Source organism: Nocardioides ultimimeridianus (genome assembly GCF_054777895.1).
The window spans coordinates 422,721-443,863 of the sequence record NZ_BAAHAB010000004.1 but is presented as its reverse complement, the minus strand read 5'-3'; the positions used below and the strand labels follow the sequence as shown (position 1 = coordinate 443,863).

The window sequence follows — 21,143 nt, the reverse complement described above, 5'->3', positions numbered from 1 at the left end:
GGCTGAGGGTGCCCCGGGTCCGCTCGCGGACCCGGGGCACCCCTCACCCTCTCGCCCCACCGACCGACGCGAAGGGACCATCGTGCAAGCGTTCCTGCTCCAAGTCTTCGCCGGGCTGTCCATCGGCTCAGTGCTCCTGCTCATCGCCATCGGGCTGTCCATGACCTTCGGGCAGATGGGCGTGATCAACATGGCCCACGGCGAGCTCATCATGGCCGGCGCCTACACGGCGTTCACGGTCCAACAGGTCCTCGCCAGCACAGGTGTCTCGCTGCTCCTCTCGATCCCGATCGGGTTCCTGGTCAGCGGGCTGATCGGGCTGCTCCTCGAGGTCGCGCTCATCCGGTGGATGTACCACCGACCGCTGGACACCCTGCTGGTGACCTTCGGGGTCTCGCTGATCCTCCAGCAGCTGGCCCGGGACGTCTTCGGCGCTCCCGCCAAGCAGGTGCTCGCACCTTCCTGGCTGTCGGGCTACGTCTCCATCGGCTCCCTGGACCTCGCCAAGGCGCGGCTGTTCATCCTCTTCGTCTCGTTGGCCGCCACCGGCGCTCTCGCCGCGGTCATCAAGCTGACCCCGCTGGGTCGCCGGCTGCGGGCCTCGGTGCAGAACCGGGACCTCGCCGAGACCCTCGGCATCTCGACGCGGCGCATCGACCAGACCGCGTTCTTCATCGGATCCGGGCTCGCCGGAGTGGCTGGCGTGTGCCTGACGCTCATCGGCTCCACCGGCCCGACCATCGGCACGACGTACATCGTGGACGCGTTCCTGGTCGTCGTGGTCGGCGGCATCGGGCAGATCAAGGGCACCGTGCTCGCGGCGTTCGTGCTCGGCATGCTGCAGTCGCTCTTCGAGTACACCACCTCGGCCTCGATCGGACGCGTCATCGTGCTCCTGCTCATCGTGGTGTTCCTGCAGGTCCGCCCGCAGGGCCTGTTCACCGTCCGCTCCCGGAGCCTGGTGTGAGGGCGCCGATCCGGGTGCCGCAGCCCCGCGTCCTGGCCCAGGTCGTCGGCTACGTGGTCCTCGCCGTGGGCCTGCTCGTCGTCGCTCCGGCGGTCTTCGGGACCTTCCAGATCAACCTGCTCGCACGCTTGGTCTGCTACGCGATCGTCGCCGTCGGCATCGGCCTCGCGTGGGGCCGTGGCGGCATGCTCACCATGGGCCAGGGCGTGTTCTTCGGCATCGGCGCCTATGCGATGGCGATGCACCTCAAGCTCGCCGACGCGGGGCCGCACGGCGTACCCGACTTCATGTCCCTGTACGGCGACGGGCACCTGCCGGGATGGTGGGAGCCGTTCCGCAGCCCGGTCCTCACCCTCGTCGCGATCGTCGCCCTGCCGGCCGTGGTCGCCACCGTGCTCGGGTTCGCGATCCTGAAGCGGCGGGTCAAGGGGGCCTACTTCGCGATCCTCTCGCAGGCCCTGGCCTATGCGTTCGCGCTGCTCCTGATCGGCAACATCCAGTCGACCGGCGGCACGAACGGGCTGAACGGCTTCCGGTCGTTCTTCGGCTACAACCTCTACCGTCCCGCGAACCAGGTGATGATCTACACCTTCGCCGCCTGCATCCTCCTCGCGTCGCTGCTGCTGGTCGCGTGGCTGTACGCGAGCCGGTACGGCGAGCTGCTCGTCGCGGTCCGCGACGCAGAGGAGCGGGTGCGCTTCCTCGGCTACGACCCCGCGAACGTTAAGATCGTCGCGTACGTCGTCTCCGCGACCCTCGCGGGCATCGCCGGTGCGATCTTCGTGCCCGTCGCGGGCATCATCTCGCCCTCCGCGGTCGGCGTCGTGCCGTCGATCGTGTTCATCACCGGGGTGGCCCTCGGCGGTCGCGCCACGCTCCTCGGGCCGGCGATGGGCGCGATCGCGGTCGGCTGGGCCCAGAACCAGCTGTCGTCGGACTTCCCGTCGGCCTGGACCTACTTCCAGGGTGCCTTGTTCGTCGTCGTGGTCGCCGTGCTCCCGGGCGGCCTCGGACAGCTGCCCCTCCTGGCCGGCCGACTCGTCGCCGGCCTGCGGGACCGGACCACCACCACGGCTGCGCGTCGGGCCGACCGTCAACCTGCGGAGGTTCCCACACCATGAGCGCCTATCTCGAGGTACGCGATCTCAGCGTGACCTTCGACGGCTTCAAGGCCGTCGACGGCATCGACCTGACGGTCGTCGACGGCGACCTCCGGTTCCTCATCGGACCCAACGGTGCGGGCAAGACGACCGTCGTCGACGCGATCACCGGGCTGGTGCGCTCGACCGGATCGATCCGGTTCGGCTCGCGCGAGCTCGCCGGGGAACGCACCCACCGGCGGATCCGAGCAGGGGTCGGACGCACGTTCCAGACGGCCAGCGTGTTCGAGCAGCTCACGGTGCTGCAGAACCTCGACATCGCCGCCGGTATCCACCGCCCCACCCGGGCGCTGCTCGCCCCGCGTCGGCGTACGCCGGACGTGGTGGCGCGCGCGCTCGAGGAGATCGGCCTCACCGCGCACGCCGATCGCCCGGCCGGGGTGCTCGCGCACGGCCAGAAGCAGTGGCTGGAGATCGGCATGCTCCTGGTCCAGGACGCGCGGCTGATGCTGCTGGACGAGCCCGTCGCCGGCATGAGCGGCGAGGAGCGGGAGCAGACCGGTGCCCTGTTGAGGAGGATCGGGGGCGATCGGGTCGTGATCGTCATCGAGCACGACATGGACTTCGTGCGGACCTTCGCCGACAGCGTCACGGTGATGCACGCCGGCAAGGTCCTGACCGAGGGCACCGTGAGCGAGATCCAGGCCGATCCGCGTGTGCAGGAGATCTACCTCGGTCGAGCCGCGGCCGCCGGGGAAGGAGTGTCATCATGACGACGCCGATGCTCGAGCTTCGCGGCGTGACGACGGGGTACGGCCGGACGAAGGTCTGCCACGACGTCGACCTCGTCGTACCTCGCGGCGGAGCGGTGGCCATCATGGGCCACAACGGTGCCGGCAAGACCACGCTCCTCCGTGCTGCCGTCGGCCTCCTCCCCGTCAGCCGCGGCGCCGTCCTCATCGATGGCGAGGACGTGACCCGGCTGCGGCCGAGCAAGCGCGTCGCACGCGGGCTGGGCTACGTGCCCCAGGGCCAGCTCAGCTTCCCCCAGCTCACCACCATGGAGAACCTGCGGCTGGTGGCGGACGGCCGCAGGAACGGCGCGCAGCTGATCGGCGAGGCGCTCGACACCTTCCCGGCGCTGACCGCGCTGGCGGACCGCAAGGCCGGGCTCCTGTCCGGCGGCCAGCGCCAGCAGCTCTCCATCGCGCGGACACTGATCACCTCGCCGCGTCTGCTGATCCTCGACGAGCCGACCGAGGGCATCCAGCCGAACGTGGTCGCCGAGATCGAGCGGGTCATCGGCTCGCTCACCGAGCGCGGCGACCTCTCCGTCCTGCTCGTCGAGCAGCACGTCGGGTTCGCGCTGCGGATCACCGACAGCTACCACGTGCTCGAGTCCGGCCGGATCACCGCGTCGGGGGCGGGTGGCGAAGAGGCACTCACGTCGGTGCGCGCGGCGATGGCGGTCTGACGTGCACCTGACTCCCTCGGACACCGAGAAGCTGCTCCTCTCGGTCGCGGGCATGGTCGCGCGCGACCGCCGCGGGCGTGGGGTGCTGCTCAACTACCCGGAGACGGTCGCGCTGCTGTCCTGCTGGGTCATCGAGGAGGCACGCGCCGGTGCCGACGTGGTGGACCTGATGGAGCGCGGCCGCGAGGTGCTCAACCGGTCCGAGGTCATGCCCGGCGTGGCGGAGATGATCCGCGACGTCCAGGTCGAGGCGACCTTCCCCGACGGCCGGAAGCTGGTCACGCTGCATCACCCGATCGCCTAGCGCCGAGAGCGCCCTCCCACCCCCGACGAGAACGGAGACGGCCGATGGCCCTCACGCAGGACGGCCCCGGGGCCATCCGCACAGCTCCCGGCACCGTGGTGCTCAATGCCGACCGCACCGCGGACGAGCGCATCAGCCTGGTCATCACCAACACCGGTGACCGGCCGATCCAGATCGGCTCCCACCTGCATCTCCCGGATGCCAACGCCGCCCTCGCGTTCGACCGCGAGGCCGCACACGGATACCGCCTCGACATCGCCTCCGGGACCTCGCGCCGGTTCGAGCCGGGCGTCTCCCAGGAGCTCGCCGCGGTGGCGCTCCGGGGTCGCAGGATCGTGCCGGGACTGCAGGTCCCGGGCGCCGGAGCGCTCGATGGTTGAGATCTCGCGGGCGTCGTACGCCGCTCTCTACGGCCCGACCGTCGGCGACCAGGTGCGTCTCGGGGACACCGATCTGTGGATCGAGGTCGAGGAGGACCTCGTCATCGGAGGCGACGAGGCGGTCTTCGGTGGCGGCAAGTCGATCCGCGAGTCCATGGCGCAGTCCACCGTCTGCGCAGCCGACGGCGCGCTCGACACCGTCATCACCAGCGCGCTCGTGCTGGACCACTGGGGCATCGTGCGAGCCGACGTCGGCATCCGCGGAGGGCGGATCGTCGCGCTCGGCCGCGCCGGCAACCCCGACGTCGCCGACGGCATCCACCCCGGCCTGGTGATCGGGCCCGGCACCGACGTGATCTCCGGCGAGGGGCGGATCCTGACGGCCGGGGCGATCGACGTGCACGTGCACCTGCTGTCCCTCTCCCAGGTCCACGAGGCGCTGGCGACCGGCATCACCACGTTGGGTGGCGGCGGCACCGGGCCGTCGGAGGGCTCGAAGGCCACGACGGTGACTCCTGGGCCGTGGCACCTGCACACGGTGCACCGAGCGCTGGACGCGGCACCGGTCAACCTGCTGCTGATGGGCAAGGGCAACACCGTGAGCGCCGCGGCGCTGGCCGAGCAGGCGATGGCCGGCGCGGCGGCGTACAAGTGCCACGAGGACTGGGGATCCACGCCGGCGGCGATCGATGCCGCGCTCCGGGCAGCCGACGAGCACGGCCTCCAGGTGGCGCTGCACTCCGACAGCCTGAACGAGGCGGGGTACGTCGAGTCGACCATCGGCGCGATCGGCGGCCGCTCGATCCATGCCTTCCACGCGGAGGGCGCGGGTGGAGGGCATGCCCCCGACATCCTCACGGTCGCGGCGCTCCCCCACGTCATCCCGGGCTCGACGAACCCGACGTTGCCTCACACGGTCAACACGGTCGCCGAGCACCTCGACATGCTGATGGTCTGCCACCACCTCAACCCGAAGGTGCCCGAGGACCTCGCCTTCGCCGAGTCGCGGATCCGCGCGACGACCATCGCGGCCGAGGACCTGCTGCACGACGTCGGAGCGCTCTCCATCACCTCGTCGGACGCACAGGCCATGGGCCGCATCGGCGAGGTGATCTGCCGGACCTGGCAGGTCGCCCACGTGATGAAGGAGAGGTTCGGTCGGCACGGTGACCTGGCGGTGGGTCCGGCGGACAACGCGCGTGCGAAGCGGTACGTCGCGAAGTACACCATCAACCCGGCGATCGCCCATGGCATCGACGACGAGGTCGGCTCGGTGGAGCCGGACAAGATGGCCGATCTCGTGCTGTGGGATCCGCGCTTCTTCGGCATCCGGCCCGAGGTGGTGATCAAGGGCGGCGCGCTGGTCTGGGCCGCGCTGGGCGACCCGAACGCGTCGATCCCGACGCCGCAGCCGGTCCTGATGCGGCCGGCCCTGGTCACCGACGGTGCCGACCACGCGGTGAGCTTCGTGTCGCCCGCCGCGCTGGCCGACGGCCTGGCCGAGCGCCTGCAGCTCCGCAGACGGCTGGCACCCCTCAAGGCCACGCGCGCGATCGGGAAGGCCGACATGGTGAACAACTCAGCCCTCCCCCGGATCGACATCGACCCTGCGACCTTCGCCATCCAGGTCGAGGGCGAGCTGGTCGTGCCCCGCCCCGCCCGCACGCTGCCGCTCGCGCAGCTGTACTCGATGTTCTGAGCCGGCCGTGCACCAGGACCTGCTGCTGATGCTGCTCGCGGACGCACGGCTGCCCGTGGCCGGCCACACCCAGTCCAATGTGCTCGAGCCCGCCGTGCACGACGGACTGACGGGGGTGGACGTCCTCGCCTTCGCCCGTTCCCGGCTGGCGAGCGTCACGCTCGTCGACGCCAGCACAGCGGTGGTGGCGCGGCACGCGTGTGGGCGGGACGGCGCCGCTGCCGAGCTCGAGGGCGTCGAGTCGGCGTGGGCGGCGAGGACGGCGAGCAGCGCCGTACGTGCGGCCTCCCGCGCCCAGGGGCGGGCACTGCTCCGCCTGGCCGGCAGGTTGTGGCCGGACGCAGGGCCTCTGCTCGCGCTCGGGAACCTCGCCGCGCCCTGCCGGCCGGTGGTCCTCGGGGCGGTCGCCTCGGCCGTCGGGCTGAGCCCGGCGGCGCTCGCCCGCCTGATCGGGTACGACGACGTCCAGACGGTCTGCGCCGCGGCCCTCAAGCTGCTCCCGCTCGACCCGGCCGCCGTCGCAGGATGGGTGCACTCCGCACTGCCGGACATCGACGCGCTCGCGTCCGCCGTCGCGGACCACCGACACCCGTCGGACATCCCGGCGCGGGCCCATCCACAGATCGAGGCGTGGGCACAGGCCCACGCCCTTCGCAGCAGGAGGTTGTTCAGTGCCTGAGCTCCACCACCACATGCACCGCAGAGCGTTGCGACTGGGGGTCTGCGGCCCGGTCGGCACCGGGAAGAGCTCACTCATCGCACTGCTGTGCCGTGAGCTCGCGGGTCGCCTCGACCTCGGCGTCATCACCAACGACATCTACACCGACGAGGACGCGCGGTTCCTGCGCTCCGCCGGCGTCCTGGACGCCGACCGGATCCGCGGCGTCGAGACCGGTGCCTGTCCGCACACGGCCATCCGTGACGACATCACCGCGAACCTCCTCGCCGTCGAGGACCTCGAGCACGACTACCCCGGGCTCGACGTCGTGCTCATCGAGTCCGGCGGCGACAACCTGACCGCGACCTTCTCCCCCGCCCTGGTCGACGTCCAGGTCTTCGTGCTGGACGTGGCCGGCGGAGGCGACGTCGCGCGCAAGGGAGGGCCGGGTATCGAACGGGCGGACCTGCTCGTCGTCAACAAGACCGACCTGGGTCCGTACGTCGGTGTCGATGTCGCCCGCATGCTCGCCGACGCGAGCGTCGCGCGCGGGGACGGGCCGGTGCTCGGCCTGTCCCGGATGGACCGCTCGAGCATCGAGGCCCTCGTCGCGTGGCTGGACGAGGTCCTCTCCTCGCACCGTGCCGGGGTGCTCGTGCCCATCGACCCGGGGCCGATGGCCGCCCACAGCCACGCACATGACCACTCCCACTGAGGGCTCTGCCCGGACCCGCGTCCGTGTCTCCCCGGGCGTGAACGGGTCCCGGGCGATCGTGCGGACGGCCGTGACGCTGTCCGACGCGTCGGCATCCGGCATCCGGCCCATCGTGGTGGACCACCACGCCTCGGGAGCGAGGATCTCGCTGCTGCCCGACGGCGCGCTCCTCCTCGCAGGTGATCGTGTCGAGATCGACATCCGCGTCGATGAGGGGGCGCGCCTCGACCTGGTCGAGCCGGGCGGGACGGTGGCGTTCCCGGCGCGTGGGGCGCGTGCGTGGTGGTCGGTGCGCATCGAGGTCGCCGCGGGAGCCACGCTCACGTGGGCGGGCGAGCCGTTCGTCGTCGCTGACGGTGCTGACGTGGAGCGGAACCTCAGCGTCCGCTGCGGGGAGGGCGCCCGGGTGCTCCTCAGGGAGGCACTGGTGCTCGGACGCTTCGGCGAGAAGCCGGGCTCGGTCCGTCAGACCACGGCGGTGTACGACGGGTGCGACCGACCGGTGCTCGTCGAGGAGCTCGACCTGGATGCCACGACGTACCTCTCGCTGGTGTCCGGACGGCGCGTCATCACCTCCGTGCTGTGCCTCGGCGGTGCGCCCGATGCGCCCGCAGGTCCCGACAGGTTCGACCTGGACGTGGCCGGAGCCGTGCTGTGGCGCTCGCTGGACGCCCATGCCCACGAGGCGTCGGCGCACAGGGCCTGGCTGGCGGCCTGTGCCCATCTCGACGCGCCCACCGGCGCACTGGTCGGCGAGTGAGCGCTAGTGGACACGCGCGATCTGGTCGGTCACCCGGAACTCGAGCCCGTCCGCGGCTGCGAGGTAGACGTCCTGGTCGACCAGGTTGCCGTCCAGCCGCATCAGGCCGCGCGGTCCGGAGTAGATGTGCCCCGAGCGGATCGCGGCCACCGCGCTCATCTCCAGCGAGCCGGCGATCCGGCCGATGCGGGCGAGGAAGTGGAGGGCCTCGTAGCACGACTCGCCGATCGCATTGAGCGCCGGCGCCCATCGACCCCAGTGCGCGTAGTACGCGGCGGCCAGCTCCGAGCCCTCAGCCGTCGACAGCCCGTCGAAGTACGCCGCCGCCACGTACAGCCCCTCGTTGGCCGCGGCACCGGCCGCGAGCAGGGTGTTCTCCTCGATGGCCGGGCTCAGTCGCGGCAGGTCGGCAGTCAGGCCCGCACGGGCGAACTGCCGGTTGAACTGGACGGCGTCCTGGCCCATGAGCAGCATGATCACGCCGTCGACCGGCTGGCGTGCGAGATCGGCCACGACACCTCGGAAGTCGGTCGTGCCGAGGGGCACGTAGGTCTCGCTCACGACCTCCGAAGGGGTGTCGTGCAGCGCCCAGCGCGCGGTCGCCCCGGTGACGCGGGGGAAGACGTAGTCGTTGCCGACGATCGCCCACCGCCCCACGCCGAGCTGCTCGCGCATCCAGTGCGCCGCCGGCAGCAACTGGTTGATCGGTCGCTCGCCCAGCATGAACACGCCCGGGGTGTCGTCGCGACCCTCGTGCATCGCCCCGTAGGCGTACACGACCCTGCCGCCCACGCGCCGGGTGATGGCGCGGCGGACGGCCGAGATGTGCCAGCCGGCGATCGCCTCGACGCGTCCCGCGTCGACGAGCCGCGCCACGTCGTCGGCGACCACCGACGGCTCGCGACCCCCGTCCACGATGACCAGCTCCACGGGCCGTCCGGCGATCCCGTCGGCGCGGTTGAGCTGGTCCGTCGCGAGCTCGGCACAGGCCAGGCACGACGGCCCGTAGATCCCGGTCGGTCCCTGGAGCGGGACGACGAGGGCGACGCGGATCACCTCGCCCGATGCGCTGCCCTGGGCCGACCGGATGTCCTCCACCGCACCTCCCCGCAGACGATCGGATGTCGGAGCCGGCGTCGTTGCGGGCGAGCGGGGCGCCCGTTCGGGCGCCTGTCCGTGGCTACGATAGTGGACGTCAGCGCGTGTGACAGAACGGCCCGGTGCCCGGTGGCTACGAGGAGCGGCAGGTGTCGACGGTGAGCAGAGGTGCATCCTCGAGCGAAGCGGTCCGGTTGCGGCAGACCGAGGCCCTCCTGCGCGCCCACCTCGCGCCGCTGCTGCGGGAGCGCGGGCTCACGATGGAGCACTGGCGGATCCTCGCGGTCGTGGACGAGGAGCCGGGCATCGGCATGAGCGCTGTCGCCACCCGGGCCGTGGTGCCGGCAGCCACGCTCACCCGGCACGCCGATCGGCTCGTGGAGTCGGGGCTCGTGCTGCGACACGTCGACCCCGACGATCGCCGTCGCGTCGTGGTGTCGCTGTCCGCGCACGGACACGGGTACGCCGAGCAGCTCCGTGCCGCCGAACGACGCGCGCTGGGGCTCGTCCCGACCGACGTCGACGCGACCGCGGGCTGAGTCCCCGCCTCCGGTCATCGGCGACGTCGCTCAGGCGTCGCTCACTCGCCCCCGACGATGCCCCTCCGGAGGGCTGTGACGAGCTCACGCGCCGTGTTGCGGACCGGGGTGCCGGCGGCGGCGTCGGCGATCTGGCCGGCGAAGTCGACCAGCTGCTTCATCTGGCGCACGAAGTCACCGGCGGTGAGGTCGGCCCGGCGCAGCACCTCGTCGAGGCGCTCGCCCTCGGCCCAGCGGTAGGCGGTCCAGGCGAAGCCGGTGTCGGGCTTGCGCAGGAAGTCGAGCCGGTGGCCCTTCTCCAGCAGCTCCAGCTCGTTCCACAGCCGCATCATCGCGTCGACCGTCACGGCCACGGCCCCGCCCGGCGTCGGAGGCGGTGCCTCCTCGGGCCGGCGGGCCTCGTAGACCAGCACCGACAGCACCGCACCGAGCTGGCTGGGCGTGAGGTCGTTCCACAGGCCGAGCCGCAGCGCCTCGGCGGCGACCAGGTCGAGCTCGGAGTAGATGCGCATCAGCCCGCGCCCGCGCGCGGTCACCTCGGGGTCCTCGCCCTCGGTGAGGTAGCCGAGTGCGACCAGCACCTCGCAGACCCGGTCGAAGGTGCGCGCGACGGTGTTCGTACGGCGCTCCACGCGCCGCGACAGGGTCTCGGTGTCGCTGCGCAGCTTGAACCAGCGCTCGGCCCACCGGGCGTGGTCCTCGCGGTCCGGGCAGCTGTCGCACGGGTGCGCCTTCAGCTCGGCACGCAGCTCGGCGACCTCGGCCGCGACCTCGGGGTCCGGGGCGGCCTTCTGCAGCCGCGGCCGGACCACCGACAGCGGTAGCGGGCGGACCGCCTCCTTGACCGCCTGGGCGACGTCCCTGCGCTGCTGCGGGTTGCGCGGGTCGAGCCTCTTGGGCAGCCGCAGGTGGGCGACGGCCTCCACCGGGACCGGGAAGTCGATCATGCCCAGCCGGCGGCCCTGCTTCTCCATGGTGATGACCAGCGGTCGGTGCCCGTTGTCGGACAGGCCCGGGTCGACGACGACCGCCGGGCCGGCGAACTTCCCCGACGGCACGACGATCACGTCGCCGGGCTTGAGCCGCTCCAGCGACGCCGAGGCCTCGGTACGCCGGTCGGCCTTCCGCTCGCGGCTCGCGTCCTTCTGGACCTCGCTGATCCGCCGGCGCAGCGCGGCGTACTCCATGAAGTCGCCGCGGTCGCACTGCGCCGCCTCGGCGTACCCCTCCAGCGCGTCCTCGGCCTTGCGCAGCTGGCGGGCGAGCCCGACGACGGCCCGGTCGGCCTGGAACTGGGCGAACGACTGCTCGAGCAGCTCGCGGGCACGGTGCTTGCCGTAGGAGTGCACCAGGTTGACGGCCATGTTGTACGACGGCCGGAAGCTGCTGCGCAGCGGATAGGTCCGTGTCGAGGCGAGGCCGGCGAGCTCGCGGGGGTTCATGCCCGGCTGCCAGAGCACGACGGCGTGGCCCTCGATGTCGAGGCCGCGGCGACCTGCTCGGCCGGTCAGCTGGGTGTACTCCCCCGGGGTGATGTCGGCGTGCGTCTCGCCGTTCCACTTGGTGAGCTTCTCCAGCACCACCGTGCGCGCCGGCATGTTGATGCCGAGCGCGAGGGTCTCGGTGGCGAACACGACCTTGATCAGCCCGCGCAGGTAGAGCTCCTCCACACAGGACTTGAACGCGGGCAGCATCCCGGCGTGGTGGGCCGCGATGCCGCGCGAGGCGGCGTCGAGGAAGTCGCCGTAGCCGAGGACCTCGAGGTCGGCGGCGGGAAGCCCGCCGAGCTCCTTCTCGACGTACGCGATGACCTGGCCGCGCTCGTCGGCCCGGTTCAGCCGCAGGTTGGCGGCCATGCACTGCTCGACGGCCGCGTCGCAGCCGGCCCGGCTGAAGATGAAGTCGATGGCGGGCAGCAGCTGCTCGCGCTCGAGCCGCTCGATCATCTCGGGGCGCGACGGGATCCAGACCCGGCGGCCGTTGCCGACCTGGCGCGGATTCTTGGAGGCTCCCGGCTTGCCGTGCCGCGGCGAGCGTCGGTCGCGCATCAGCCGGGAGCTGGCCCAGTCGTCGCGCGCGATCCGGAGCAGCTCCTCGTTGACGCGTGCACCCTCGCGCACGAACCCGGCGGCCGCGTCGACCTCGGAGGAGGCGAAGAGGTCCATCAGCCGGTTGCCGACCATCACGTGCTGGTAGAGCGGCACCGGACGGCGCTCGGCGACGATCGTGCGGGTCGTGCCGCGCACCGCCTCGAGCCACTCGCCGAACTCCTCGGCGTTCGAGACCGTGGCCGACAGCGAGATCACCGACACCGACTCGGGCAGGTGGATGATGACCTCCTCCCAGACCGCGCCGCGGGAGCGGTCGGCGAGGTAGTGCACCTCGTCCATGACGACGTAGCCCAGGCCCACCAGCGTGCGGGAGCGCGCGTAGAGCATGTTGCGCAGCACCTCGGTGGTCATCACGACCACCGGCGCCTCGCCGTTGATGGTCGTGTCGCCCGTGAGGAGGCCGACCTTCTCGGCCCCGTAGCGGTCGACGAGGTCGGCGTACTTCTGGTTGGAGAGCGCCTTGATCGGCGTCGTGTAGAAGCACTTGCGGTCGGTGGCCAGGGCCAGGTGGACGGCGTACTCCCCCACCACGGTCTTGCCGGCGCCGGTGGGCGCGGCGACCAGGACGCCGTGGCCCGCCTCGACCTCGCGGCAGGCCTCGACCTGGAACTCGTCGAGGGGGAACCGGTAGCCCGCGACGAAGTCCTCGAACGTGCCGTTCGTGTCCGTCGTCATGCGATCACCCAGGCGGCCGCGGGGACGCACTCGATCGTGAGCGGCAGCGCGCCGAAGCGCTCCCCGTCGGCGTACGCGACGACACCGGGTGCCGCCATCGTGATCCTGCGGACGCGCACGAGCTCCCACCTTCCGATCGACCTGATGATGACGACGTCCAGCAGGCCGTCGTCGATGAGCGCCCGGGGGGCGATCGGCAGTCCGCCGCCGAAGGACGGGCAGTTCGCGACCGCGACCATCGTCGCGTCCACGAGCCGCTCCTCGCCGTCCAGGGTGAGGACGTAGGGCAGCCGCCGCGTCTCGCGCAGCGACGCGAACGGGCCGAGGACCGTGGCGAACCAGCGGTCGCCGGACCGCGCGAGGTCCAGGCGCTGTGGCCGGCCGGCGACGAGCCTGCGCGCGGCCGCGGCACCGTCCCCGCGCGGCAGCCCGATGGCGCGCGCGAGGTCGTTGCACCGCCCGCCCGGCAGTACGCCGAGCGGCACGGCCGTCCCGGCGACGAGCTGGAACCCCAGGTTGACCAGGCCGTCGCCGCCGCACACCAGCAGGGCGTCCACGCCCTCGGCCAGCGCCTTGGCGGCCAGGTCCTCGGACTCGGCGCGATCGCGGCCCTCGAGGCGGCGTACGTTCCAGCCGGAGGCAGCCAGGACCGGCTGCGCCGCGTCCGCCACCCGGCGTGCCCGGCCGCGACCGGCCGTCGGGTTCGTCACCAGGGCGACGTCGCGGATCGGATGGGGCACGGGCTGAGCCTATGCCGGGGTCAGTGGCCGGCGCGGAGCCGCACGCCGTAGTGCGCCGGACTGGTGCCGACCGCGTGCGCGAACCGGCCGATCGCCTCGAGGACCAGGGCGGCGTCCTGCGCGGTTCCGGGGACGCCGAGCGTGAGCCGCCCGCCGTCGGAGAGGAGCTCGACCTGGCCGTCGCGCCAGGCCTGGTGGATCCGGGTGCGGGTGGCCTCGTCGACCAGCGGCGCCGGGCAGGCGACATCGGCGGCGATGAAGTCGCAGGCCAGCTCGTCGCTGCCGCTGTCGCTGCGCAGGACGCCAGGGACCGTGGGTCGCCCGAGGGCGCACTCGGCGGACCAGGTCACCTCATCCTCGCCGAGCCACTCGGGCAGCTCGAAGGGGTCGACCCTCTCCCACCGGCACAGGACCATCAGATCTCGCTCATCTCGTCCGGAGACAGCCCGTCGTTGAGGTCCTGACGGCCGCGGCGGCGGTCGTTGAGCCGGGCGATGACCTCGGAGATGCCGAACAGCAGGCACATCGGGACGGCCATGATGGTCATCGTGAACGGGTCGGTCGACGGCGTCGCCGCCGCCGCGAAGATGAAGGTGCCGACGATGATCCACGAGCGGTAGGCGCCGAGCTGGCTGCCCTTGACGATGCCGGCGAGGTTGAGCAGCACCACGAAGACCGGGATCTCGAAGGCGATGCCGAAGGTGAGCAGGGTGCGGCTGAAGAACGAGAGGTACTCGTTGAACTCGACCAGGTTGTGGACGTCGTGGGGGTTGAAGCCGATCAGGATCTGCAGGCCCTTGGGAAGCGTGACGTAGCCGACCACGATGCCGACCAGGAACAGCGGCCCCGCGATCAGCATGAACACGTGGGACCACTTGCGCTCGTGCGCGTGCAGGCCCGGAAGGATGAAGGCCCAGATCTGGTAGAGCCAGAACGGGCTGGTGCCGACCAGCGCCGCGAGGCCCGTCAGCTTCATGAACAGCATGAAGCCACCCGCCGCGCCGCTGGTGTAGATGTCGGTCCGGTCGTCACCGAGGATGCGCCGGGCGTCGTCGTACGGACCCGTCACCAGCTGGAGCAGCTGGTGGTAGAAGAAGATCGCGGCGACGAAGCCGAGTGCAAGGATCAGGGCGCTCTTCAGGACGCGGGCGCGCAGCTCGCGCAGGTGGTCGGACAGCGCCATCCGGCCGTCGGCCGAGACCGGGTGGACGGGCTTGCCGACGAGGAGGGAGACGACGCCGGACAGGGACACGTCAGTACTGGATCAGCGGTGCTGGATCAGTTGTCGACGATCTTGCCCTCGATGGGCTTGTCCGCCTCGGTCGCCTCGGCGGTCTTCTCGTCGTCGCCGTCGCGCAGGCCCTTGGTCTCGGCCTTGAAGATGCGCAGGGCCTGACCGGTGCCCCGGGCGAACTCGGGGAGCTTCTTGGCGCCGAAGAGCAGCACGACGACGGCGAGGATGACGATCAATTCCCATCCGCCAGGAATGTCGACAAGGGCAAGCATGTCAGTCTCTCAATCGCTCGTGGTCTCGGCGTGCGCCGTTGCTCCCATGCTACGCCCCGGCCGATGCATAGAGCGCCAGGGTCTCCCGCGCCCGCACGGTCAGGTCGTTGGCGAACTCGCTGGGCTCGAGCACCCGGGCGTGCGGCGCCAGCCGGAGCAGCAGGCGGATCAGCCAGCGCGGGTCCGCGACGACGAGATCGGCCTCGAGCGCGCCGTCGGCCTGCTCGCGGACCTCCCGCATCGGGTAGTAGTCGGTGGCCCACCGGGCCTCGGGGGCGAGCCGCAGGGTGACCACCGTGCCGCGCTCGGGCGAGTCGTCGAACGGGCCCTCGGTGAGGGCCCGAGGGGCACGCCGGGGCGCCTCGATCGGGGTGTCGAGCAACTCCGCGGAGTCGATCCGGTCCAGCCGGAACAGCCGGTCGCCCTCAGCCAGGTGGCACCACGCGTCGAGGTAGGAGAACCGTCCGCTGGTGCTGACGCCGAACGGGTCGACCACGCGCTCGGAGACCTCGTCGCGGGCCGGGACGTGGTAGCGGATCCGGACCTGCACCCCGTCGTCGGCAGCCTGCTGCAGCCGGGCGCTGAGCGCGACCTGGGCGGCCTCGCCGGGATGCGTGGCCACGACGGGACGGACGCTCGCGGCCGCCTCGAGCTTGGTGAGGACCCGGTCGACCAGGGTGCGTACGTCGGCGGGTGAGCCGTCGCGCAGCGTGTGCAGCGCGACGATGACCGCCGAGGCCTCGGTGGGGCTGAGCCGCATCGGCCGGGACAGGTAGTCGGCGTTGTCGATGCGGATGACGCCGTCGGCCAGGGCCGCGCCGGACTCCGAGGAGATCGCGTCCAGGTCCACGTCGATGAGGTCGTCGGGCATCCCGCCCGGCAGGCCGCACATGAACAGCACGCGCAGGTCCGACAGGACCGCCTCGGGGGTGCTGCCGAGCAGCTCGGCGGCCTCGGCCAGGCGGACCTGGTCGCGGGTCTGCAGGAACGGCACCAGGGTGAGGAGGCGGGCGACCTGGTCGCGGGCCCCCGGGGCGGGGCGGGAGCTCATGCCACCAGCTCCTGCAGGCGGGAGACGACCTGCTCGCGCAGCTCCGCGGGCTCGACGAGCACCACGTCGGCGCCGTGGTGGAGCACCTCCTCGACCAGGTTCCAGCCCACGCTCTCCAGGGTGATCCGGTCCCAGCCGGACCGGGTGTCCGGACCGGGCACGCCGGGCTCGATCTTCGCGGCGCGACGGCGGAAGCCGTGGCCGGTGTCGGTGCGCGCCAGGACCACCGCACCGGCGTACCGCGAGCGGGGGGCGAGCCGCGCGATCACGGCGCGCAGGTCGGTGTCGGGAGGTACGTCGTACGCATGCGCGGGGCCGACGGTGCGCACTGGGCTGCGGAAGCGGTCGAGCCGGAAGACCCGCTCGGCGCCGCGACCGGTGTCGAAGCCCACGAGGTACCACCGGCCCGAGGACCGGACGACGCCCCAGGGCTGGACGTTGCGGCGGGCGGGCTCCTGGTCGGGACGCTGGTAGTCGAACATGATCGCCTGCCGCTCGCAGACCGCCTGCCAGCACGCCGCGAACGACGGCTCCTCGGCGGTCGGGCGCGGCTGGCCGATGTCGAGGGCACTGAGGTCGACGCCGACGCCGGCCGCGGAGAGCTTGCGGACCGCGTCGGTGGTGGCCTGCGCCATCGTCGCCTCCTGCCAGACGCGGGTCGCCAGCCCGACGATCGCGGCCTCGTCGGAGGTCAGCTCGACCGGCGGCAGGGCGAACTCCTCGGCGGGGATCCGGTAGCCCTGCTCGTCGTCGAACATCGGGTCGATCTGGGCGACCTCGATCGGCACCCCGAGGCCGCGCAGCTCGTCCTTGTCGCGCTCGAACATCTTCTCGAACGCCTCCGGCCGGGAGTCCGCGTAGAGGAGCTCGCGGATGCGGTCCTTCGCGATCGGACGCCGCTGGACCAGCAGCATGATCAGCAGGTTGAGCAGTCGCTCGCTCTTGGGGACCGGCATGTGCCAGATTCTGCCCGAGAGGTCCCTATTCGTTCAACTGTTCGACTTGCCCGGCCGTGGATCAGCCGGCCGCGATCACGTCGACGACGAAGTACAGCGTCGCGTTCTTCGGGATCCCCGAGCCCGCGGGCGGGCTGGCGGCGTACCCGAGCTTGGGCGGGATCTGGATCAGGACGCGGCTGCCGACCTTGGCGCCGATCAGGCCGCGCTGCCACCCGGGGATGACGGAGGCGACCGCGACGCCCTTGCTGGGGTCGCCGTTCTGGAACGGCTGGACGCTCTTGCCGATGAGCACGTTGAGGACCGTCTGCTTGGTGTAGTCCTCGTCGAACGGCTTCGCGCCCTGGTAGGCCTGGCCGAGGTACTTGACCACGGCGGTCGAGCCGTCGGCGATCGCGGGGCCGCTGCCCTGGATCAGGGTGGTGGTCTGCAGCTTCCCGTTGGGCTTGGGCATGCCCTTGAAGCTCAGCGCGGAGGGCGCCCCGTCCTTGGCGACGACCTTGGGGGCCCACTTCGCGGGGGTGGCCGCGGGGCCGGTCGGCGCCTTCTGGCTCGCCTCGGCCGTGGTCTGCACGCCGACGACGTCGGCCACGATGACCAGGCCGTCCTCGTTGCCGATGTTCAGGTGGGCGCTGGGCAGTGCCGTGACGTACGACGGGAACGCCTGCGTCGCGCCGACCGCGATGGCGATCCGGCTGCCGACGGTGACACCGGGCTTGACGTACTTCTGCAGGAAGGTGACGAACAGGTCGCCGATCTGCTGGGGCTGGATGGCCGCGCTGGTGAGCGGCACGACGAGCGAGCCGTACTTCTGCCCGAACGTGGTCACCGGGGTCTCCTGGGTCCAGCCGTCGGCCACCGCGATGTTCACCAGGGCGTTGTCGCCGTCGGCGAGCGCGGGCCCGGTGCCGGTCACGAGGGTCTTGGTCACCGGGTCGGTGGCCTGCATCTGCTTCTTCCAGGTGATCGTCGGTGCCTGGCCGAAGCTGCCGCCGATGGTGACGGCGTCGAAGTCCTTCGCGGTGTCGCTGGTCCCGCAGGCAGCGAGCGAGAGGGCGAGGACGGGCACGACGGCGAGCGCAGCGGCGCGGCGGAGACGGGTCGACACGGCCGCAACCTTAGCCAACGGTCCGGTACGCCGGTCCGCCGCGGCTCACATGCCGTCGATCAGCCGTTGCACCCGCTCGTCGTACGCCCGGAACGGGTCCTTGCACAGGACAGTGCGCTGCGCCTGGTCGTTGAGCTTGAGATGGACCCAGTCCACGGTGAAGTCGCGCCGGCGCTCCTGCGCCTTGCGGATGAACTCGCCGCGCAGGCGGGCACGCGTGTTCTGCGGCGGGACCGACTTGGCCTCGAAGATCTTCAGGTCGGTGGTCACCCGGGCGACCGCTCCGCGCCTCTCCAGCAGGTAGTAGAGACCGCGGTTGCGGTGGATGTCGTGGTAGGCGAGGTCGAGCTGGGCGATGCGCGCGTGGCCGAGCGGCAGGCCGTGCTTGGCCCGGTAGCGCTCGATCAGCTTCCACTTGATGACCCAGTCGATCTCGCGGTCGATCAGGCTGAGGTCGTCGGACTCGACAGCCTTCAGGGCGCGCTCCCACAGGTCCAGGGTGCGCTCGATGACCGGGGTGCTGATGCCGCGGCGGTCGACGAAGTCCCGGGCCTTGCCGAGGTACTCGGCCTGGATGTCCAGGGCGCTGGCCTCGCGGCCGTTGGCGAGGCGGACCTTGCGGCTCCCGGTCATGTCGTGGGAGATCTCGCGGATCGCCCGGATCGGGTTCTCCAGGGTGAGGTCGCGCATGACCACGCCCTCCTCGATCATCCGCAGCACCAGGTCGCAGCTCGCGACCTTCAGCATCGTGGTGCTCTCGGACATGTTGGAGTCGCCGACGATGACGTGCAGCCGGCGGTACTTCTCCGCGTCGGCGTGCGGCTCGTCGCGGGTGTTGATGATCGGGCGGCTCCGCGTGGTCGCTGACGAGACGCCCTCCCAGATGTGCTCGGCGCGCTGGCTCACCGAGTACGCCGCGCCCCGCGGCGTCTGCGTGACCTTGCCGGCGCCGACCACGATCTGGCGGCTGACCAGGAACGGGATGAGCACGTCGGCGAGCTTGCTGAACTCGCCGGCACGTGACACGAGGTAGTTCTCGTGACAGCCGTAGGAGTTGCCGGCGGAGTCGGTGTTGTTCTTGAACAGGTAGATCTCGCCGGCGATGCCCTCGTCGTGCAGCCGCTGCTCGGCGTCGAGCAGCAGGCCCTCGAGCACCCGCTCCCCCGCCTTGTCGTGCGCCACCAGGTCGAGCACGTCGTCGCACTCGGGCGTGGCGTACTCCGGGTGGCTGCCGACGTCGAGGTAGAGCCGCGCGCCGTTGCGCAGGAACACGTTGGAGCTGCGGCCCCAGCTGACGACCTTGCGGAACAGGTAGCGGGCGACCTCGTCCGGGCTCAGCCGGCGCTGGCCCTTGAACGTGCACGTGACGCCGTACTCGTTCTCGATACCGAAGATCCGGCGGTCCATGCACCAACACTAGTGCGTGGCAGGTCACATCGTCCGTAGCCTGACGAACATGATCGATAGTCCTGACATGCCGTCCACCGTGGTCCGCTGGCACCAGGCGGCCGCCGCGCGCGATGCGTCCGTCCTCGACGACCTGATCGCCGAGGACGCGGTCTTCCACTCCCCCGCCGTGCACACCCCGCAGGAGGGGAAGGCGATCACGAAGCACTACCTCGCGGCGGCCTTCGACGTGCTCGGGCCGACCCTGACCTACCACCGGCAGTGGTACGCCGACGGGTCGGCCGTGCTCGAGTTCACCGCCGAGCTCGACGGGCTGTCGGTGCAGGGCGTCGACATGTTCGAGTGGGGCCCGGACGGGCGGATCACCGACTTCACGGTGATGGCGCGGCCGTTCAAGGGCCTGATGAAGCTGATGGAGCTGATGGCGGCCCGCCTGCAGCAGTGACTGGGGTGGCGCGGTCCGGGTACGGAGTCGCATGGACGCCACCCCACCGGTCTGGTTCGACCGATCACGGCCCGCGCCGCGCGCGCCCCTCGGCGAGGACGGCAGCTACGACGTCGCGGTCGTCGGCGGCGGGCTCGCCGGCCTGCTGACCGCACTGCTGCTGGCCCGCGGCGGGCGCAGCGTGTGCGTGCTGGAGGCCCGGCGGGTCGGCGACGGCACGAGCGGCCGCACGACCGGCAAGGTGAGCCTGCTGCAGGGCACCAAGCTCTCGCGCGCGAGCCGCACGAACCCCACCGACGACGTACGCGCCTATGTCGAGGCGTCCCGCGAGGGCCAGGCCTGGCTCCGCCACTTCTGCGAGCAGCACGGGGTCCCGATCGAGGTGCGTCACGCGACGACGTACGCGACGACCGAGCGCGGCCTGCGCCGGGTCCGGGCCGAGCACGCGGTGGCCGAGGCGCTGGGTCTGGACGTGACGTGGACCGAGGACACCGAGCTGCCGTTCCCGGTGCTGGGGGCGGTCCGTCTCGACGACCAGCTCCAGCTCGACCCGTTGCGGCTGCTCGACGCGGTGGTCGCCGCGCTCGAGGGCGAGGGCGGCGTGATCCACGAGAGGACCCGGGTCCGCCGGCTGCACCGCCGCGGCGCGGAGGTCGCGGTGGAGACCACCGACGGCGCCACCGTCATCGCGGGCCACGTCGTCGTCGCCACCAACCAGCCGGTGACCGACCGGGGCGCGTACTTCGCCCGGGTCCGGACCGAGCGTTCGTACGCCGCCACGCTGGTCCACCGCGACGGCGGCACGGGATGGGTGCCGGACGGGATGCACCTCTCGGCGGACCCGTCCGTGCGATCGCTGAGGTCGGTGGCCGTCGGTGGTTCCCCGATGCTGCTGGTCGGCGGGGCGGGGCATCCCACCGGCCGGGGCACGGCCTCCGAGCACCTCCAGGAGCTGCTCGGGTGGGCGCGCGAGGTCCTGCCGGGCGCGGAGGTCACGCATGCCTGGTCGGCCCAGGACCAGTCGCCGCTCGTGGGCCTCCCGTACGCCGGTCCGGCGATCCCCACCGACCGCCGCGTCCACGTCGTCACCGGCTTCGACAAGTGGGGGCTGACGACCGCGCCCGCCGCGGCGCTGCTCCTCGCCGCGGAGCTGCTCGGCGGGGACGCACCGGGCTGGGGCCGTGCGTTCCGCACCTGGGCACCCCGCGACGTCGCGGCGCTGCCCCGCACCGCCCTGCACAACGGGGAGGTCGCGGCCACCCTGATGGGCGGCCATCTCGCGCGGCTGCTTCCCGGCGAGCACCGCCCGCTCTGCACCCACCTCGGCGGTGCGCTCGTCTGGAACGACGTCGAGCAGTCCTGGGACTGCCCGCTGCACGGATCCAGGTTCGCCGCGGACGGGAGCGTCCTCGAGGGACCGGCCACCCGGCAGGCCTCGACCTGAGCCCGG

The 21,143-nt window shown here is 71.8% G+C and carries 23 protein-coding genes; 13 read left to right on the top strand and 10 right to left on the bottom strand.

The features are described 5' to 3' along the window. The first annotated feature begins 82 nt into the window (after nt 1-82). The 10 genes from urtB to ACYU8V_RS04505 are packed head-to-tail and all read left to right on the top strand — an operon-like array spanning nt 83 to nt 8,057. Entirely contained in the window at nt 83-967 is an 885-nt protein-coding gene (gene urtB / locus ACYU8V_RS04550) for an urea ABC transporter permease subunit UrtB (protein WP_460845494.1), read from the top strand. Next, nucleotides 964-2,088: an urea ABC transporter permease subunit UrtC gene (gene urtC, locus ACYU8V_RS04545; RefSeq protein ID WP_460845493.1), complete on the top strand. Its 1,125-nt coding sequence runs from the start codon at nt 964-966 to the stop codon at nt 2,086-2,088. The genes urtB and urtC overlap by 4 nt, the downstream gene beginning before the upstream one ends. Then, a complete protein-coding gene (urtD, locus tag ACYU8V_RS04540) occupies nt 2,085-2,840 on the top strand; it encodes an urea ABC transporter ATP-binding protein UrtD (protein ID WP_460845492.1) in 756 nt (251 codons plus the stop codon). Before urtC ends, urtD begins: the two co-directional genes overlap by 4 nt. Continuing rightward, entirely contained in the window at nt 2,837-3,541 is a 705-nt protein-coding gene (locus ACYU8V_RS04535; protein WP_460845491.1) for an ATP-binding cassette domain-containing protein, read from the top strand. Before urtD ends, ACYU8V_RS04535 begins: the two co-directional genes overlap by 4 nt. A 1-nt stretch (nt 3,542) precedes the next feature. Then, nucleotides 3,543-3,845 (top strand): urease subunit gamma, encoded by a 303-nt coding sequence (locus ACYU8V_RS04530; RefSeq protein WP_460845489.1) that lies wholly within the window; start codon nt 3,543-3,545, stop codon nt 3,843-3,845. A 44-nt stretch (nt 3,846-3,889) separates the two neighbouring features. Then, nucleotides 3,890-4,225 carry an urease subunit beta gene (gene ureB, locus ACYU8V_RS04525; RefSeq protein ID WP_460845487.1) on the top strand — a complete coding sequence of 112 codons (336 nt, stop codon included), beginning with the start codon at nt 3,890-3,892 and terminating at the stop codon, nt 4,223-4,225. Beyond that, entirely contained in the window at nt 4,218-5,924 is a 1,707-nt protein-coding gene (locus ACYU8V_RS04520) for an urease subunit alpha (RefSeq protein ID WP_460845486.1), read from the top strand. The genes ureB and ACYU8V_RS04520 overlap by 8 nt, the downstream gene beginning before the upstream one ends. 7 nt (nt 5,925-5,931) lie before the next feature. Beyond that, complete coding sequence (locus tag ACYU8V_RS04515) at nt 5,932-6,603, top strand: urease accessory protein UreF (protein ID WP_460845485.1); 672 nt, start codon at nt 5,932-5,934, stop codon at nt 6,601-6,603. Continuing rightward, complete coding sequence (ureG, locus tag ACYU8V_RS04510) at nt 6,596-7,297, top strand: urease accessory protein UreG (RefSeq protein WP_460845483.1); 702 nt, start codon at nt 6,596-6,598, stop codon at nt 7,295-7,297. The genes ACYU8V_RS04515 and ureG overlap by 8 nt, the downstream gene beginning before the upstream one ends. Next, entirely contained in the window at nt 7,281-8,057 is a 777-nt protein-coding gene (locus ACYU8V_RS04505; RefSeq protein ID WP_460845481.1) for an urease accessory protein UreD, read from the top strand. The genes ureG and ACYU8V_RS04505 overlap by 17 nt, the downstream gene beginning before the upstream one ends. A 3-nt stretch (nt 8,058-8,060) precedes the next feature. Here the strand turns inward: ACYU8V_RS04505 and ACYU8V_RS04500 are convergent, their stop codons facing one another. Beyond that, on the bottom strand, nt 8,061-9,155 hold the full coding sequence (locus tag ACYU8V_RS04500; RefSeq protein WP_460845479.1) for a substrate-binding domain-containing protein: 1,095 nt from the start codon (nt 9,153-9,155) through the stop codon (nt 8,061-8,063). A 158-nt stretch (nt 9,156-9,313) separates the two neighbouring features. Between ACYU8V_RS04500 and ACYU8V_RS04495 the strand changes: the two genes are divergently transcribed. Continuing rightward, nucleotides 9,314-9,694 carry a MarR family winged helix-turn-helix transcriptional regulator gene (locus ACYU8V_RS04495; protein WP_460845477.1) on the top strand — a complete coding sequence of 127 codons (381 nt, stop codon included), beginning with the start codon at nt 9,314-9,316 and terminating at the stop codon, nt 9,692-9,694. 41 nt (nt 9,695-9,735) lie between these two features. Here the strand turns inward: ACYU8V_RS04495 and ACYU8V_RS04490 are convergent, their stop codons facing one another. The 9 genes from ACYU8V_RS04490 to pafA form a co-directional block, all read right to left on the bottom strand. Next, nucleotides 9,736-12,480 carry a DEAD/DEAH box helicase gene (locus ACYU8V_RS04490; protein ID WP_460845476.1) on the bottom strand — a complete coding sequence of 915 codons (2,745 nt, stop codon included), beginning with the start codon at nt 12,478-12,480 and terminating at the stop codon, nt 9,736-9,738. After that, complete coding sequence (locus ACYU8V_RS04485; RefSeq protein WP_460845475.1) at nt 12,477-13,220, bottom strand: diacylglycerol/lipid kinase family protein; 744 nt, start codon at nt 13,218-13,220, stop codon at nt 12,477-12,479. Before ACYU8V_RS04485 ends, ACYU8V_RS04490 begins: the two co-directional genes overlap by 4 nt. A gap of 20 nt (nt 13,221-13,240) precedes the next feature. Continuing rightward, nucleotides 13,241-13,636, bottom strand: coding sequence for a hypothetical protein (locus ACYU8V_RS04480; protein WP_460845474.1), 396 nt, complete (start codon nt 13,634-13,636; stop codon nt 13,241-13,243). After that, a complete protein-coding gene (gene tatC, locus ACYU8V_RS04475; RefSeq protein ID WP_460845472.1) occupies nt 13,636-14,472 on the bottom strand; it encodes a twin-arginine translocase subunit TatC in 837 nt (278 codons plus the stop codon). Before tatC ends, ACYU8V_RS04480 begins: the two co-directional genes overlap by 1 nt. 26 nt (nt 14,473-14,498) lie before the next feature. After that, nucleotides 14,499-14,690, bottom strand: a complete 192-nt coding sequence (tatA, locus tag ACYU8V_RS04470; protein ID WP_460845471.1) for a twin-arginine translocase TatA/TatE family subunit — start codon at nt 14,688-14,690, stop codon at nt 14,499-14,501. An 85-nt stretch (nt 14,691-14,775) separates the two neighbouring features. Continuing rightward, nucleotides 14,776-15,777, bottom strand: a complete 1,002-nt coding sequence (locus ACYU8V_RS04465) for a helix-turn-helix transcriptional regulator (protein WP_460845469.1) — start codon at nt 15,775-15,777, stop codon at nt 14,776-14,778. Next, complete coding sequence (locus ACYU8V_RS04460) at nt 15,774-16,733, bottom strand: helix-turn-helix transcriptional regulator (RefSeq protein ID WP_460845468.1); 960 nt, start codon at nt 16,731-16,733, stop codon at nt 15,774-15,776. Before ACYU8V_RS04460 ends, ACYU8V_RS04465 begins: the two co-directional genes overlap by 4 nt. A gap of 61 nt (nt 16,734-16,794) precedes the next feature. Continuing rightward, nucleotides 16,795-17,841, bottom strand: a complete 1,047-nt coding sequence (locus ACYU8V_RS04455; protein ID WP_460845467.1) for an FKBP-type peptidyl-prolyl cis-trans isomerase — start codon at nt 17,839-17,841, stop codon at nt 16,795-16,797. Nucleotides 17,842-17,886: 45 nt separating this feature from the next. Next, nucleotides 17,887-19,248: a Pup--protein ligase gene (pafA, locus tag ACYU8V_RS04450; RefSeq protein ID WP_460845466.1), complete on the bottom strand. Its 1,362-nt coding sequence runs from the start codon at nt 19,246-19,248 to the stop codon at nt 17,887-17,889. A gap of 49 nt (nt 19,249-19,297) precedes the next feature. Here pafA and ACYU8V_RS04445 point away from each other — a divergent pair, with 49 nt between their 5' ends. Further along, nucleotides 19,298-19,693: a nuclear transport factor 2 family protein gene (locus tag ACYU8V_RS04445; RefSeq protein ID WP_460845465.1), complete on the top strand. Its 396-nt coding sequence runs from the start codon at nt 19,298-19,300 to the stop codon at nt 19,691-19,693. A 31-nt stretch (nt 19,694-19,724) separates the two neighbouring features. Continuing rightward, nucleotides 19,725-21,137, top strand: a complete 1,413-nt coding sequence (locus ACYU8V_RS04440; RefSeq protein WP_460845464.1) for an FAD-dependent oxidoreductase — start codon at nt 19,725-19,727, stop codon at nt 21,135-21,137. Nucleotides 21,138-21,143: the final 6 nt, after the last annotated feature.